Source organism: Pseudomonas sp. SWRI179, assembly GCF_014268705.1.
Classification (GTDB): Bacteria; Pseudomonadota; Gammaproteobacteria; order Pseudomonadales; family Pseudomonadaceae; genus Aquipseudomonas; species Aquipseudomonas zanjanensis.
Window position 1 is genome coordinate 1 of the sequence record NZ_JABWRA010000090.1, and the last position, 13,952, is coordinate 13,952.

At 62.0% G+C, this 13,952-nt stretch carries 13 protein-coding genes; 3 read left to right on the plus strand and 10 right to left on the minus strand.

Annotated elements, in window-relative coordinates:
- From HU767_RS29000 to HU767_RS27780, 4 genes are all read right to left on the minus strand, one after another.
- Positions 1–203 (minus strand): hypothetical protein (locus HU767_RS29000; RefSeq protein ID WP_238349534.1); only part of this gene is annotated, 203 nt, incomplete at its 3' end.
- A gap of 42 nt (positions 204–245) precedes the next feature.
- The gene (adeC, locus tag HU767_RS27770) at positions 246–1,703 is read right to left on the minus strand and encodes an AdeC/AdeK/OprM family multidrug efflux complex outer membrane factor (protein ID WP_186704491.1); all 1,458 of its coding nucleotides are present in this window, start codon (positions 1,701–1,703) and stop codon (positions 246–248) included.
- The gene (gene emhB / locus HU767_RS27775; RefSeq protein ID WP_186704492.1) at positions 1,700–4,864 is read right to left on the minus strand and encodes an efflux RND transporter permease subunit EmhB; all 3,165 of its coding nucleotides are present in this window, start codon (positions 4,862–4,864) and stop codon (positions 1,700–1,702) included. The genes adeC and emhB overlap by 4 nt, the downstream gene beginning before the upstream one ends.
- A 3-nt stretch (positions 4,865–4,867) precedes the next feature.
- On the minus strand, positions 4,868–6,025 hold the full coding sequence (locus tag HU767_RS27780) for an efflux RND transporter periplasmic adaptor subunit (protein WP_186731032.1): 1,158 nt from the start codon (positions 6,023–6,025) through the stop codon (positions 4,868–4,870).
- A 266-nt stretch (positions 6,026–6,291) separates the two neighbouring features.
- Between HU767_RS27780 and HU767_RS27785 the strand changes: the two genes are divergently transcribed.
- On the plus strand, positions 6,292–6,924 hold the full coding sequence (locus tag HU767_RS27785; RefSeq protein WP_186704494.1) for a TetR family transcriptional regulator: 633 nt from the start codon (positions 6,292–6,294) through the stop codon (positions 6,922–6,924).
- Between the two features lie 204 nt (positions 6,925–7,128).
- Here HU767_RS27785 and HU767_RS27790 read toward each other — a convergent pair whose 3' ends face one another.
- From HU767_RS27790 to HU767_RS27805, 4 genes are all read right to left on the minus strand, one after another.
- The gene (locus tag HU767_RS27790; protein ID WP_186731033.1) at positions 7,129–7,635 is read right to left on the minus strand and encodes a hypothetical protein; all 507 of its coding nucleotides are present in this window, start codon (positions 7,633–7,635) and stop codon (positions 7,129–7,131) included.
- Between the two features lie 272 nt (positions 7,636–7,907).
- Entirely contained in the window at positions 7,908–8,957 is a 1,050-nt protein-coding gene (locus tag HU767_RS27795; RefSeq protein WP_186731034.1) for an alkene reductase, read from the minus strand.
- A 34-nt stretch (positions 8,958–8,991) separates the two neighbouring features.
- Positions 8,992–10,158 (minus strand): MFS transporter, encoded by a 1,167-nt coding sequence (locus HU767_RS27800; RefSeq protein WP_186731035.1) that lies wholly within the window; start codon positions 10,156–10,158, stop codon positions 8,992–8,994.
- Between the two features lie 17 nt (positions 10,159–10,175).
- Positions 10,176–10,478: a helix-turn-helix transcriptional regulator gene (locus HU767_RS27805; RefSeq protein WP_186731036.1), complete on the minus strand. Its 303-nt coding sequence runs from the start codon at positions 10,476–10,478 to the stop codon at positions 10,176–10,178.
- Positions 10,479–10,634: 156 nt separating this feature from the next.
- On the opposite strand from HU767_RS27805, the gene HU767_RS27810 reads away from it, so the two are divergent.
- A complete protein-coding gene (locus HU767_RS27810; protein WP_186731037.1) occupies positions 10,635–11,219 on the plus strand; it encodes an ACP phosphodiesterase in 585 nt (194 codons plus the stop codon).
- Between the two features lie 116 nt (positions 11,220–11,335).
- Here HU767_RS27810 and HU767_RS27815 read toward each other — a convergent pair whose 3' ends face one another.
- Both HU767_RS27815 and olsB read right to left on the minus strand, forming a co-directional pair.
- Complete coding sequence (locus HU767_RS27815) at positions 11,336–12,130, minus strand: lysophospholipid acyltransferase family protein (RefSeq protein WP_186731038.1); 795 nt, start codon at positions 12,128–12,130, stop codon at positions 11,336–11,338.
- Positions 12,130–12,885 (minus strand): L-ornithine N(alpha)-acyltransferase, encoded by a 756-nt coding sequence (gene olsB, locus HU767_RS27820; protein ID WP_053119242.1) that lies wholly within the window; start codon positions 12,883–12,885, stop codon positions 12,130–12,132. Before olsB ends, HU767_RS27815 begins: the two co-directional genes overlap by 1 nt.
- 146 nt (positions 12,886–13,031) lie before the next feature.
- Between olsB and HU767_RS27825 the strand changes: the two genes are divergently transcribed.
- The gene (locus HU767_RS27825; RefSeq protein ID WP_186731039.1) at positions 13,032–13,916 is read left to right on the plus strand and encodes an acyl-CoA dehydrogenase; all 885 of its coding nucleotides are present in this window, start codon (positions 13,032–13,034) and stop codon (positions 13,914–13,916) included.
- Positions 13,917–13,952 lie beyond the last annotated feature (36 nt).

A 13,952-nucleotide genomic window follows, 5' to 3' on the forward strand; every position in this document is an offset into this window, starting at 1 on the left:
GGGGCAGGAGCGTTTTGCTTACTTTTGACTGGGCCGGCTTCCGGGCTCTTCAAAAGTGAGCCGCCGTCAGGGCGGAACCGTAAGCCGCCGTTACCGCGAAAATGGATATGTACCCAGTCAACAAGAGCAAGGCCAGCTGTCAGGCCATCATCGCGGGCAAGCCTTGCTCCCACATAAGCCAGCGTTAAAAGGTGCACAAACAAAAAGCCCACCTTTCGGTGGGCTTCGTGTTTTTAAGCATAGGATCAGAACAACTTCGTCTCCGGCGCTTTCTCCGCCACCGGCTCGTTCTTGCCCGTCTCGGCATTCCAACCACCGCCCAATGCCTTGTACAGATTGACCTCGCTGGTCAGTTGCGCAAGACGGTCGGTGATCAGCGATTGCTGCGCGCTGAACAACTGGCGCTGGGCATCGAGGAAGGTCAGGTTGCTGTCGACGCCGATGCGGTAGCGACGCTCGGCCAGGCGGTAGTAGTCCTGGTTGGCGGCGACGAAATCGGTCTGGGCCTGCAACTGCTCGTTGTAGGTCTGGCGCGCGGCCAGGCCGTCGGAGACTTCCTGGAACGCGGTCTGAATCGACTTCTCGTACTGCGCGACGTTGATGTCTTTCTGGATCTTCGCGTAGTCCAGGCTTGCTCGCAGGCTGCCGGCATTGAAGATCGGCAGGTTGATCTGCGGCGCGAAGCTCCAGGTGCCCGAACCGCCCTTGAACAGGCCGGACAGGTCCGGGCTCAGGGTGCCGGCGTTGGCCGTCAGGCTGATGCTCGGGAAGAACGCGGCCCGCGCTGCGCCGATGTTGGCGTTGGCGGCCAGCAGGTTGCGTTCGGCCTGGAGAATGTCCGGACGACGTTGCAGCAGGTCCGACGGCAGCCCGGCCGGCACTTCGCTGAGCAGGTCATCGCTCAACGGTTGCGAGTTCAGGTTCGCCGGCAGGCCGGTGCCCAGCAGCAGGGTCAGGCTGTTCTCATCCTGGGCGACCTGGCGAGTGTAGCGGGCCAGTTGCACGCGGGCGTTTTCCACGGCGGTGCGCGCCTGGCTCAAGTCCAAGGCCGAGGCCACGCCGACTTCGGCGCTGCGCGAGGTCAGCTTGAAGCTTTGCTCGTAGGCACCGAGGGTTTCCTGGGTCAGCTTGAGCAGTTCCTTGTCGGCTTGCCAGGTCAGGTAGGCATTGGCGACGTTGGCCACCAGGCTGATCTGGGTGCTGCGCCGGGCTTCTTCGGTGGCGAAGTAGCTTTGCAGCGCTTGCTCGCTCAGGCTGCGAACCCGACCGAACAGGTCCAGCTCATAGGCGCTGATGCCCAGCGTTGCCGAGTAGGAACTGGTGATCGCCGCTTCACCGGTCTGCGATGCCCGCGCCGGTACCCGCTGGCGGCTGCCGGAGCCGGTGGCCGAGACCGCCGGGAACAGGTCCGCGCGCTGGATGCGGTATTGCGCGGCGTAGGCATCGATGTTCAGCGCCGCGACGCGCAGGTCGCGGTTGTTTTCCAGGGCGACCTGGATCAGCTGTTGCAACGCCGGGTCATGGAAAAACTGCTTCCAGCCTTGCTCGGCGGCGGCCTGGCCGGGCGCCTTGGCGGCCTCGTAGGCCGGCCCTTGCGGGTATTGCGCCGCAACCGGTGCGTCGGGCCGCTGGTAGTCGGGGATCAGCGAGCAACCGCTGAGCACGACGGCGGCGATGGTCAGGGAGAGTAGCGACTTGCTCATTGGCCAGCCTCTTTGGAAGTTTCAGGAGTGTTGTCCTGGTCGATATTTTTGCGACGACCCATCGACGACACGGTCACGAAGAACAAGGGCACCCAGAAGATCGCCAGGATGGTCGCGGTGAGCATACCGCCGATCACACCGGTACCGATGGCGTGTTGGCTGCCCGAACCGGCACCCGTGGAAATCGCCAGCGGAACCACACCGAGGACGAACGCCAGGGACGTCATGATGATCGGCCGCAGACGCATCCTACAGGCTTCGATGGCGGCTTCCACCAGGGTTCGGCCCTGTTCGTGGAGTTCCTTGGCGAACTCCACGATCAGAATGGCGTTTTTCGCCGCCAGGCCGATGGTGGTCAGCAAGCCCACCTGGAAGTACACGTCATTGGACAAGCCGCGCAAACTGGTCGCCATCAGCGCCCCGATGATCCCCAGGGGCACCACGAGCATGACCGCGATCGGGATCGACCAGCTTTCATACAGCGCCGCCAGACACAGGAACACCATCAGCAGCGACAAGGCATACAACGCCGGCGCCTGGGAGCCCGATAGACGTTCCTCGTAGGACAGGCCCGTCCAGGAAATACCCACACCGGCCGGCAACTTCTTGGCGATGGCTTCGACTTCGGCCATGGCTTCACCGGTGGAGTAGCCCGGGGCAGGAGCACCGAGGATTTCCATCGCTTCCACACCGTTGTAGCGGGCCAGTTTTGGCGAACCATAGACCCACTCGCCCTTGGCGAACGCCGTGAACGGCACCATGGTCCCGGCGCTGTTGCGCACGTACCACTTCTGCAGGTCCTCGGGGCTCATGCGGGCACCGGGCTGACCCTGCACGTACACTTTCTTCACCCGACCACGGTCGATGAAGTCGTTCACGTAGCTACTGCCCAAGGCAATCGACAGGGTGTTGTTGATGTCCGACAGGGTGATGCCCAGCGCGCTGGCCTTCTCGTCGTCGATTTCCAACTGGTATTGAGGCTCGTCGTTCAGGCCGTTCGGACGCACCTGGGAGAGGATCTTGCTCTGGGAAGCCATCCCCAGGAACTGGTTGCGAGCCTCCATCAGCTTGTCGTGGCCGATACCGGCACGGTCCTGCAGGAACACGTCGAAACCGGTGGCGTTACCCAGTTCCAGCACCGCCGGCGGGGCGAAGGCGAACACCATCGCGTCACGGAACGTGAAGAAGTGCTGCTGGGCGCGGGCCGCGAGCTTGAACACGCTGTTGTCGGCGTTACGCTCCTCCCATGGCTTGAGCATGATGAAGGCCATGCCGGAGCTCTGGCCACGACCGGCGAAGTTGAAGCCGGTCACCGTGAACACCGACGCCACCGCATCGCCCTCACCGCCGTCCTTGCTTGGACGCAGCAGGAACTCACGCATGTTGTCCACCACCACCTGCGTGCGCTCGGCACTGGAACCGGCCGGGGTCTGCACCTGGGCGAACAACACGCCCTGGTCTTCTTCGGGCAGGAACGCCGTCGGGATGCGGGTGAACAGCCAGATCATGCCAACCACGATGAGCACGTAGGCCAGCAGGTACGGGGCCTTGTGCCTGAGCATATTGCCCACGCCGCGCTCGTAGCTGCGAACGCCACGGTCGAAATTGCGGTTGAACCAGCCGAAGAAGCCGCGTTTCGGTGTGCCGTGCTCACCCTTGGGGATCGGCTTGAGCATGGTGGCGCACAGGGCCGGGGTGAAGATCAACGCCACCAGGACCGACAAGGCCATGGCCGAGACGATGGTGATGGAGAACTGTTTATAGATCACACCGGTGGAACCGCTGAAGAATGCCATCGGCAACAGCACCGCCGACAGCACCAGCGCGATACCCACCAACGCACCCTGGATCTGGCCCATGGACTTCTTGGTGGCTTCCTTGGGTGACAGGCCTTCTTCGCTCATCACCCGTTCGACGTTTTCCACCACGACGATGGCATCGTCCACCAGCAAGCCGATGGCCAGCACCATGCCGAACATGGTCAGGGTGTTGATGCTGAAGCCGGCCGCCGCGAGGATGCCGAACGTACCCAGCAACACCACCGGCACCGTCATCGTGGTGATGATGGTGGCGCGGAAGTTCTGCAGGAACAGGAACATCACCAGGAACACCAGCGCGACCGCTTCGACCAGGGTTTCAACCACACCCTTGATCGACTCGCTCACCACCGGCGTGGTGTCGTACGGGAACACCACTTCCACGCCTTGCGGGAAGAACGGCTTGAGATCGTCGATGGTCTTGCGCAGGGCCTTGGCCGTGTCGAGGGCGTTGGCACCGTTGGCCAGTTTGACCGCCAGGCCCGACGCCGGGGCGCCGTTGAACTGGGCGCTGACACTGTAGTTCTCACCGCCCAGGCCGACATCGGCGACGTCGCCGACGCGCACTTGCGAGCCGTCCGGGTTGACCTTGAGCAGGATCGCCTTGAACTGCTCGGCGGTCTGCAGACGGGTCTTGCCGATGATGGTGGCGTTCAGTTGCTGGCCGGGCAGGGCAGGCAAGCCGCCAAGTTGGCCGGACGAAACCTGGACGTTTTGCGCGGCAATGGCGTTTTTCACGTCCACCGGGGTCAGGTTGAAGTTGTTCAACTTGGCCGGGTCGAGCCAGATCCGCATGGCGTACTGGGCACCGAAGACCTGGAAGTCACCGACACCCGCAGTACGCGAGATCGGGTCTTGCAGGTTGGACACGATGTAGTTGGCCAAGTCGTCCTTGGTCATGCTGCCGTCACGCGACACCACGCCGATGACCATGAGGAAGTTCTTCACCGCCTTGGTCACGCGGATACCCTGCTGCTGCACTTCTTGCGGCAACAGCGGGGTGGCCAGGTTCAACTTGTTCTGGACCTGGACCTGGGCGGTATCGGAGCTGGTGCCCTGTTCGAAGGTCGCGGTGATGGTCATGCTGCCGTCGGAGTTACTTTCCGACGATACATAACGCAGGTTGTCGATACCGTTGAGCTGCTGCTCGATCACCTGCACCACGGTGTCCTGCACGGTTTGCGCGGACGCGCCCGGGTAGGTCACCTGGATCGCAATGGCCGGTGGCGCGATGCTCGGGTATTGGTTGATCGGCAACTTGAGGATCGATAAAGCCCCGACCAGCATGATCACCAGGGCGATCACCCAGGCGAAAATCGGACGGTCGATAAAAAATTTCGACATGGTTTACTCCCCTTTGCCTTCGGCTGCTTTATCAGCTGCCTGAGCGGGGGCCGGGTTCTGGGTGTTGACGTTGGTGGCTTCGGTGGCTTTGACTTCCACCCCCGGCCGCACGTACTGCAACCCTTCGGTGATCAGGCGATCGCCGGCCTTGAGCCCGTCTTCGATCAGCCACTGGCTGCCGACGGTGCGGCTGGCCTTGAGCTGGCGCAGTTCGACTTTGTTGTCGGCGCCCACGACCATGGCGGTCGGCGCACCCTTGAGGTCACGGGTCACGCCTTGCTGCGGTGCCAGGATCGCCGCGCTGTTCACGCCTGCCTGCAATTGGGCGTGGACGAACATGCCCGGCAGCAGGGTGTGGTCAGGGTTGGGGAACACGGCGCGCAAGGTCACCGAACCAGTGGTCTGGTCAACCGAGACTTCGGAGAACTCCAACTTGCCTTCGTGCGGATACTGGCTGCCGTCTTCCAGGGTCAGCTTGACCATGGCGGCGTTCTCACCGGCCTTTTGCAGACGACCGCTTTCCAGCTCGCGGCGCAGTTGCAGCAGCTCGACCGAGCTCTGCGTCACGTCGACATAGATCGGGTCCAGTTGCTGGATGGTCGCCAGGGCGTCGGTCTGGCCGTTACTGACCAGCGCACCCTCGGTCACCGAGGAACGACCGATGCGACCGGAAATCGGCGCATAGACCTTGGTGTAGCGCACGTTGATCTGGGCAGTCTGCAGGTTGGCTTCCGACTCCAGGCGATTGGCCACGGCGGTGTCGTATTCCTGGCGGCTCACCGCCTGTTCGTCCACCAGTTGCTTGTAGCGGTCGGCAATCGACTTGGTGGAACGCAGGTTGGCCTCGGCGCTCTTGAGAGTCGCTTCATAGACAGCCGGATCGATCTGATACAGCTGCTGGCCGGCCTTGACGTCGGCGCCTTCCTTGAACAAGCGCTTGAGAATGATCCCGTTGACCTGTGGCCGTACTTCCGCGACGCGGAACGCGCTGGTGCGGCCCGGCAGTTCCGAGGTCAAGGTGAAGGGCTGGGTCTTGAGGGTTACCACACCGACCTGAGGAGGAGGAGGCGCAGGCGCAGCCTCTTCCTTTTTGCATCCGCTGAGCAGCGATGCCAGGGCGATGGCAGTGACCAGAGCGGTAACAGCTGGCTTGAATTGCATGGAAATCCTCGGGTCAGGCGCGCAACGAGCGCACTCGAAAGGTGGAAAGGTAAAAAAGCAGCAGTAATTCAATTAGTAGGATGCTAAGAAATATACTTACGTACACGGTTGTTTGTAAACAGCCAAATTGCGTAAGATCCGGATTTACAAAAGCCTTACAAAGGCCAGCGTAGATCGGGGACGTGCTCCAAGGGACGTCGCCTCATATTTTGTTCAGCTGATTCTTACGCATTGCTGACCGCATCCTGATTGAGGTGTTTACTGCCATGGTCCGTCGTACCAAAGAGGAAGCCCAGGAGACTCGCAGCCAGATCCTCGAAGCGGCCGAAAAGGCCTTTTTCGAGCGTGGCGTGGCGCGTACGACCCTGGCCGACATCGCGACACTGGCTGGTGTGACGCGCGGGGCCATCTATTGGCATTTCAGCAACAAGGCGGATTTGCTCCAGGCCATGCTCGATACCTTGCACGAGCCGCTCGACGAATTGGCCCGTGCCAGTGAGAGTGAAGAGGAGCTTGACCCGCTGGGCTGTATTCGCAAGCTGCTGGTCCGGTTGTTCCAGCAAGTGGCCCTGGACCCGAAAACCCGACGCATTAATGAGATCCTGTTCCATAAGTGTGAATTCACCGATGAAATGTGCGATTTGCGCCAGCAGCGACGCGAGGTCAGCCTCGACTGCAATGTGCGCATCGCCCTGTCGTTGCGCAATGCGATGAAACGCGGCCAGTTGCCGGATGATCTGGACCCGGAAAGGGCGGCAGTCGCCATTCATGCCTACATCGATGGCATTCTGTACCAGTGGCTGCTGGCCCCCGACAGCTTCGCCCTGGCGGGTGAGGCCGAGCGTTGGGTGGAGATCGGGCTGGACATGCTGCACCTGAGCCCTAGCCTGCGCAAATGAAACAAAATGCGTAATTGCGTCGGTTTGTGTCAATAGCCAGTCCCGGGCGTACCCCGACGGAAATGATCGGCGGGGGTACTTTATATAGGCGCCACAGCGGATGACAGGCCGCCGGCCGGCAATTTTGTAGGGAAATTGTTGCGCCTTGGTCAAACCTCGCCCGCTACGGGAACATTTCCCGGAGTGACGAGGCGGCGGGAAACATCAGGTCGGGGTCTTTCGATCGATCGTCAGTTTGATGGTGTAGCTGAATGGAGCCTCAGTCATTTTTTCGGAGATGACCGCTTCGCAGGTGTAATCATTATTACCTGACGATTTTATATTTTTACTCCACCGTGGAATGTAGCTGGGCTCTGCCCAGCCTGGTATTACGGGAACTTCGAGACGTGTGGAAAGTTGGCAGGTATGGCCATTGATTTCATACGCCAGGTTGAACTCGATAGGTTCTATCTTTTTCAAGGTGGGCTGCCAGCCGGAAGTTGGATAGGTGAACGCCCTCTGGAAAGGAATATTGATGTTTCGAAGCCTGTTGGGCGAGACATCGTAGCCCGCTGTTGGATAGTCGGGCGGAAGTACCGAAAGATGCTTCAGTCTTAGTGTGTCTGAAGTGTTGTTCGTGACCTGTACGAGTACGGCTGTGTCCGCCATGGCGCCGCTGATGAAAACAGGGCCCAGTGCGACGGCCAGGGCAAAACGCTTGATGTGGTTCATTGTGTTCTCTTCCTTGAGTGCAGGTTGAATCTGGATCTGCGTAGGTTGTTGGTTTTTAGTTTGTGTGCCAGGCAACGGTGATGCTGCTTCGGCGTTTTTATTATTAGCGTGATTATTCCCTGGGATCCATAGTGCGAGCACTTCGGCTTGTTATTTGATGTTTCGTATCTTTTTCCCGGCTTTGTTTGTTGTTTTAACGCCAACTTGCACGCATAAAAAAGCCTCGGCTACTTTCGTTGCCGAGGCTTGTTTGCAATGTAGTTGCGGCGGACTTACATCACCGGGTAATCAATATAGCCAACGGGTCCTTTGCCATAGAACGTCTCCGGATGCGGCTCGTTCAATGGCGCGTCGGCTTGCAGGCGGGCCGGCAGGTCCGGGTTGGCAATGAATGGCACACCGAAGGCCACGGCGTCAGCCTTGCCTTCTGCCAGCCAGGCATTGGCGCTCTCTTTGGTAAAGCGTTCGTTGGCGATGTACGGGCCGCCGAAAGCCTGCTTGAGTTGTGGGCCGATGCTGTCTTCGCCCTCCTTCTCACGGGAGCAGATGAAGGCGATGCCACGCTTGCCCAGTTCGCGAGCCACGTAGCTGAAGGTTTCCAGGCGGTTCTCGTCACCCATGTCATGGGAGTCGGCGCGTGGCGCCAGGTGCACGCCAACCCGGCCGGCGCCCCAGACTTCGATGGCGGCGTCGGTCACTTCCAGCAGCAGGCGGGCACGGTTTTCCAGGGAACCGCCATAGTTGTCGGTGCGCTGGTTGGTGCTGCTTTGCAGGAACTGGTCGAGCAGATAGCCGTTGGCGCCGTGGATCTCCACACCGTCGAAACCGGCGGCCTTGGCGTTCTCGGCACCGACGCGGTAGGCATCGACGATGTCGGCGATTTCAGCGGTTTCCAGTGCGCGCGGCGTTGGGTAGTCGGCCAGTGGACGGACCAGGCTGACGTGGCCCTTGGGCTGAATCGCGCTGGGGGCCACCGGGGTTTCGCCGTTCAGGTACGACGGATGGGAGATCCGGCCGACGTGCCACAGTTGCAGGAAGATCTTGCCGCCGGCGCCGTGGATCGCCTTGGTGACGTTGGACCAGCCGCGTACCTGGTCGTTGGACCAGATGCCCGGGGTGTCCGGGTAGCCCACGCCCATCGGCGTGACGGAGGTCGCTTCGCTGAGGATCAGGCCAGCGGAGGCGCGTTGCACGTAGTACTCGGCCATCAACGCATTGGGAACGCGGCCTGCGTCGGCGCGGCAGCGAGTGAGCGGGGCCATGATGATGCGGTTCTTCAGCTCGATGTCGCCGAGTTTAATGGGGTCGAAAATAGTCGCCATGAAAATACAACCTCGAAAGTGGAAGGGTAAACAGTCAACGAGTTGCCGGGGCCAGGGCGGCATTGCTGCCCTGGCGGAAAGTGATCAGGGTGACCAGCAGCGCCAGCACGGCCAGCGCGCCGGCGGCCAGGGGCACGGCAGTCAGGCCCAGGCCTTGGTCGATGACGCTGCCGCCGACCCAGGCGCCCAGGGCATTGCCGACGTTGAAGGCGCCGATGTTCAGGGTGGACACCAGGTTGGGCGCGTCCTTGCCGAAGGTCACCACGTTGACTTGCAGGGCCGGCACGGCGGCGAAGCAGGCGGTGGCCCAGAGGAACAGGGTGATTTCAGTGGGGATCAGCGCCACGCTGGTCCAGCTCAGCACAGTGGACACCACGGCCATGGTGATGAAGACGCCCATCAAGGTGTTTGCCAGGCTCTTGTCCGCCAGCTTGCCGCCGATGATGTTGCCCAGGGTCAGGCCCAGGCCGATCAGCACCAGGGTCCAGGTCACGCCACGGGGCGATACGCCGGTCACTTCACCCAACAGCGGGGCGACATACGTGAAGAGGGTGAACACCGAGGCGGAGAACAGCGCGGTCATGCTCAGGGACAGCCACAGACCGGCGCCTTTGAGCGCCACCAACTCCGAGCGCATGTCGAGTTTTTCTTCGTCGCGCTTGGCCGGCAGGAAGCGGATCAGGCCGATCAGTGCCACCACGCCGATAACCGTCACTGCCCAGAAGGTCGAGCGCCAGCCGGCTTCCTGGCCCAGTGCGGTGCCCAGCGGCACGCCGAGCACATTGGCCAGGGTCAGGCCGGTGAACATCAGGGCCACGGCCGAGGCGCGCTTGTTGGGCGCCACCAGGCCGGCTGCCACCACCGAGCCGATACCGAAGAACGCACCGTGGCACAGGGCCGTGACGACCCGGGCGAACATCAGCACGTTGTAGTCGCTGGCGATGGCGCAGAGCAGGTTGCCGACGATGAAAATCCCCATCAACGCCACCAGGGCGGCCTTGCGCGGCAGCCGGGCGGTGGCCAGGGCCATGAACGGCGCACCGATGGCCACGCCCAGGGCGTAGCCGGTCACCAGCCAGCCGGCGCCGGGAATCGACACGCCCAGGTCGGCCGCCACGTCGGGCAGCAGGCCCATGATGACGAATTCGGTGGTGCCGATGGCGAAGGCGCTCAGGGCCAGGATCAGGAGTGAAAGGGGCATGATGGGTCCTTGTCAGGTCAGAGCTCTTGGCTCATTTGCTTGAGGAACTGCCGGATCACGTCCTCGTTGCGTTTGAAGAAGTGCCATTGACCGACCTTCTGGCTGGTGATCAGCCCCGCCCGTTGCAGCACTGCCAAATGCGCAGACACCGTGGATTGCGAGAGGCCGCAACGCTGGTCGATCTGCCCGGCGCAAATGCCGAACTCATGGTTGTGCAACTGGTCGGGGAACTGGACCTTGGGGTCTTTGAGCCAGTTGAGGATGTCTCGCCGTACTGGGTGCGCCAGGGCTTTTATTATTTCGTCGAGGTCGAGGGTCATGGGTAGCAAGCTCGGGTGAGTAAAACGCCATATCGCGATGGAGCGAACCTTAAATCGTTACTTCGCGATATACCAATATGGATTTGATCTGAATGCCGAACAAATCGCTATATCGGGTTATAACGATATGGGCGCGGGAGTGCTAAGCTGCGGGCCATGAACTATCTCGCGCACCTGCACCTCGGCGGCCCCGGCCGGGAACAACTGCTCGGCAGCCTCTATGGCGACTTCGTCAAGGGACCGCTGCAAGGGCTCTACGACCCGCGGATCGAGGCGGCGATTGCCCTGCATCGGCGCATCGACATGTACACCGACCGTCATCCCTTGGTGGACATCGCCCTGTCGCGCTTTTCCACGGTGCGACGGCGCTATGCCGGGATCGTGCTCGACGTGTTTTTCGATCATTGCCTGGCCCGGGACTGGCCGTTGTACGGCGAAGAGCCGCTGCTGGATTTCACGTCCCGGGTGTACCAGGTGCTCGGCACCGAACCGCAGTTACCAGGACGCCTGGCGCACATCGCCCCGCACATGGCAGCGGATGACTGGCTGGGGTCTTATCAGGAATTCGAGGTGTTGGGGCAAGTACTGCGCGGCATTTCCCGCCGCCTGTCCCGTCCCGAGGAACTGGCCGGGGCGATGCCGGAATTGATCAGGCTCTATGAGCCGTTGAGCGAAGACTTTCGGTTGTTCTATCCGCAGCTTCAGGATTTTGCGCTGAGCCAGGTCACACCAAATAACTAAATTGTGGGAGCGGGCTTGCTCGCGAAGGCGGTGGATCAGTCAACATCTGTGTTGAATGTACTGCCGTCTTCGCGAGCAAGCCCGCTCCCACAAGGGATTTTCCACGGGAATCCGGGTCAGGCCGCAATCGCCGCGGGTCGCACCGGCACTTGCTGTTTCTCGGGAATCGCGCCGAACAACGCCTTGTGCACCGCCTGCTGCGCCTGGAAGGCCAGGGCCGCGCGTTCCTGGCCATGGCAGGCAATCGGTTCCAGCAGGTGGATGTGCACCTCGCCCCGATCATTGGCGAACAGGCGCATCAGGTGCGACAGCAAATCATCATCGCCAATGAACGGCGCCAGGGAATCCGGCTCGCCGTTGCGCAGATAACGAATCGCCACCGGTTGCAAGGCGACATCGGCATCGATCGCCGCCGACAACAAGCGACCGTGGAAGGTGCGCAGGGAACGGCCGTTGGTGGTGGTGCCTTCCGGGAACATCAACAACGGATGGGCCTGTTCCAAGTGGCGACTCATCTGTTTGCGGATCAGTTGGCTGTCACCCGAGCCGCGACGGATAAACAAGCTGCCGGCCTTGGCAGCCAGCCAGCCAGCGACCGGCCAGGTGCGCACTTCGGCCTTGGACAGGAACGACAGCGGCGTGAGCATGCCCAGCAGCGGGATGTCGGTCCAGGACACATGGTTGCTGACCCAGAGCATCGGTCGTTGCGGCAGTTGACCATGGACGGTGACGGCAAAGGGCAGGGCATGGCTCAGCCGGGCCATGAAGAACCGCGACCAGCGTTGGCGACGCACCATGGAGTTGGCGATCCCCAGGCGTTCGAACAAACCGAACACGCTGGCCATGCTCAGCCCCAGCGTCACCACCAGCAAGACTCGCGCGATACGCGTGTACACCCGCAACCGACTCATCACACCGCTGCCTTGAAGTGACGGGCGTAGCGCGGGCAGAGTTCGTCGCGCTTGAGCAGGATGAACACATCGGCCACCTGGAAATCCTCGTCCCAGCACGGCTCGCCGCAGATCTTCGCGCCCAGGCGCATGTAGGCCTTGAGCAGCGGAGGCATCTCGGCAATGACGTTGGACGGCACGTCCAGGGTCGGCAGTGGTTTTTTCGGCACGGCTTGCAGGTGTTCGGTGCACAGGTAGCGTTCGCGCAGGCGCTGCATGATCGCCTGGGCCTGTATGCCGCCATCCTGCATCGGAATGCTCGCGCAGCCCATCAGGTAGCTGTAGCCGCCTTCGTTCAGGACTTCGGCCAGCTCGCCCCAGAGCACCGCGATGGTGCCACCGTTGCGGTAGGCCGGGTCGACGCAGGTACGGCCGATTTCGAGGATTGGGCCCTTGAGGTGGACCAGGCCGTGGAGGCTGAATTCTTCTTCGCTGTAGAACCGGCCCAGGCTGCTGGCGGCCTGGTGGTCGAGCAGGCGAGTGGTCGCCACGAGGCGGCCGGTGTTCAGGTCGCGTACGCCGATGTGAGCGCAGTGAACATCATAGTCATCCATGTCCAGACCCATTTCCGCGCCTTTGAGCTTGGCGTTGAACTCGCCACTGAAGACGTTGAAGCGCAGGGCCTGGGCTTCTTGCAAGGCGTGGGCGCCGATCAGGCGTTCGGCTTGCAGGCGGCGTTCATTGCCGGTGTCGCTGATGCGGGCGATCTGAGTCATAGCGAATCTCCGTGCGGGCTGTTCAGTTGCAGCCTGTCGACTTTCTTTATGCAGCCATGTTGTGCAAAGTCAGGCTATGTAGCCCCGGTGTCATCGCCATGAAGCTTTGGTGATGCTTATATGACAGCCCTCAAGGAGTCCGCCCAATGCCCTGGCACACCCTGATCGAACACGGCGAGCGCTTGCCCGCCCATCCGGACCTGGCCGAAGGTTATGCCGCGTTGCTGCAACGCCTGGGGCCGGTAACGCCGTTCGAGCTGGCCGTGCTTGGGGCTCGGTCGATGGCCACGCCGGGGCTGGCGTTCCTGGTGGGCTACCAGGCGGCACTGCGAGTGCTTTGGCCCAGCGCGCCGCAGAGCCTCGGCGCCCTGTGTGCCACTGAGCAGCGCAGCGTGCGGCCGGCGGACATGCACACCCGTCTCGACGATTTGCGCCTGAGCGGACGCAAGGATTTCGTCACCGCTGGCGACGCCGCCGAATGGCTGTTGATTGCTGCCCGCTGCGAAGCGCCCGGTGAAACGCCACGGCTGAACCTGGCGGTGGCCTACGCAGGCGAGCCCGGCGTGACCTTGGAGAAACTGCCCGCCATGAGCCTGATGCCCGACATCAGCCATGGCCGCGTGCTGCTCGACGGCGCGTTGTGCGAATTGCTGGCGGGCGATGGCTGGGACGCCTACGTCAAACCGTTCCGCACCCTGGAAGACCTTTATGTGCTCAGCGCGATGACGGCCTGGTTGCATGGCGTCGGGCAGGAGTGCGCCTGGCCCCAGGCGTTGCAACTGCGCCTGCTGGCATTGCTCGCCGGCTGTGCGGAAGTGAGCCGGCATAACCCTTCGAGTGCTGCCGGGCATGTGCTGCTGGGCGGGTTGTTCGCCCAGTTCCACGGGCTCGACGGTGAACTCGACGCTGCCCTGGCCGGCGGGCCTGCGACGTGGCGCGAGCTGTGGACGCGGGATAAAGGCGTGATGGATATCGCGGCGGGGGCGCGGGCCAAGCGGTTGGCCAAGGCGTTGGAATCTTCATCGGGTTGAAGGGCCTCATCGCGGGCAAGCCTTGCTCCCACAGGT

Bases quoted from the DNA above. Each gene is read 5' to 3' on its own strand.
- HU767_RS27815 (WP_186731038.1), bottom strand. From the start codon at position 12,130: ATGAGTCGGTTGCGGGTGTACACGCGTATCGCGCGAGTCTTGCTGGTG.
- HU767_RS27795 (WP_186731034.1), bottom strand. From the start codon at position 8,957: ATGGCGACTATTTTCGACCCCATTAAACTCGGCGACATCGAGCTGAAG.
- HU767_RS27800 (WP_186731035.1), bottom strand. From the start codon at position 10,158: ATGCCCCTTTCACTCCTGATCCTGGCCCTGAGCGCCTTCGCCATCGGC.
- HU767_RS27785 (WP_186704494.1), top strand. From the start codon at position 6,292: ATGGTCCGTCGTACCAAAGAGGAAGCCCAGGAGACTCGCAGCCAGATC.
- HU767_RS27825 (WP_186731039.1), top strand. From the start codon at position 13,032: ATGCCCTGGCACACCCTGATCGAACACGGCGAGCGCTTGCCCGCCCAT.
- olsB (WP_053119242.1), bottom strand. From the start codon at position 12,885: ATGACTCAGATCGCCCGCATCAGCGACACCGGCAATGAACGCCGCCTG.
- HU767_RS27805 (WP_186731036.1), bottom strand. From the start codon at position 10,478: ATGACCCTCGACCTCGACGAAATAATAAAAGCCCTGGCGCACCCAGTA.
- adeC (WP_186704491.1), bottom strand. From the start codon at position 1,703: ATGAGCAAGTCGCTACTCTCCCTGACCATCGCCGCCGTCGTGCTCAGC.
- HU767_RS27810 (WP_186731037.1), top strand. From the start codon at position 10,635: ATGAACTATCTCGCGCACCTGCACCTCGGCGGCCCCGGCCGGGAACAA.
- HU767_RS27780 (WP_186731032.1), bottom strand. From the start codon at position 6,025: ATGCAATTCAAGCCAGCTGTTACCGCTCTGGTCACTGCCATCGCCCTG.
- HU767_RS27790 (WP_186731033.1), bottom strand. From the start codon at position 7,635: ATGAACCACATCAAGCGTTTTGCCCTGGCCGTCGCACTGGGCCCTGTT.
- emhB (WP_186704492.1), bottom strand. From the start codon at position 4,864: ATGTCGAAATTTTTTATCGACCGTCCGATTTTCGCCTGGGTGATCGCC.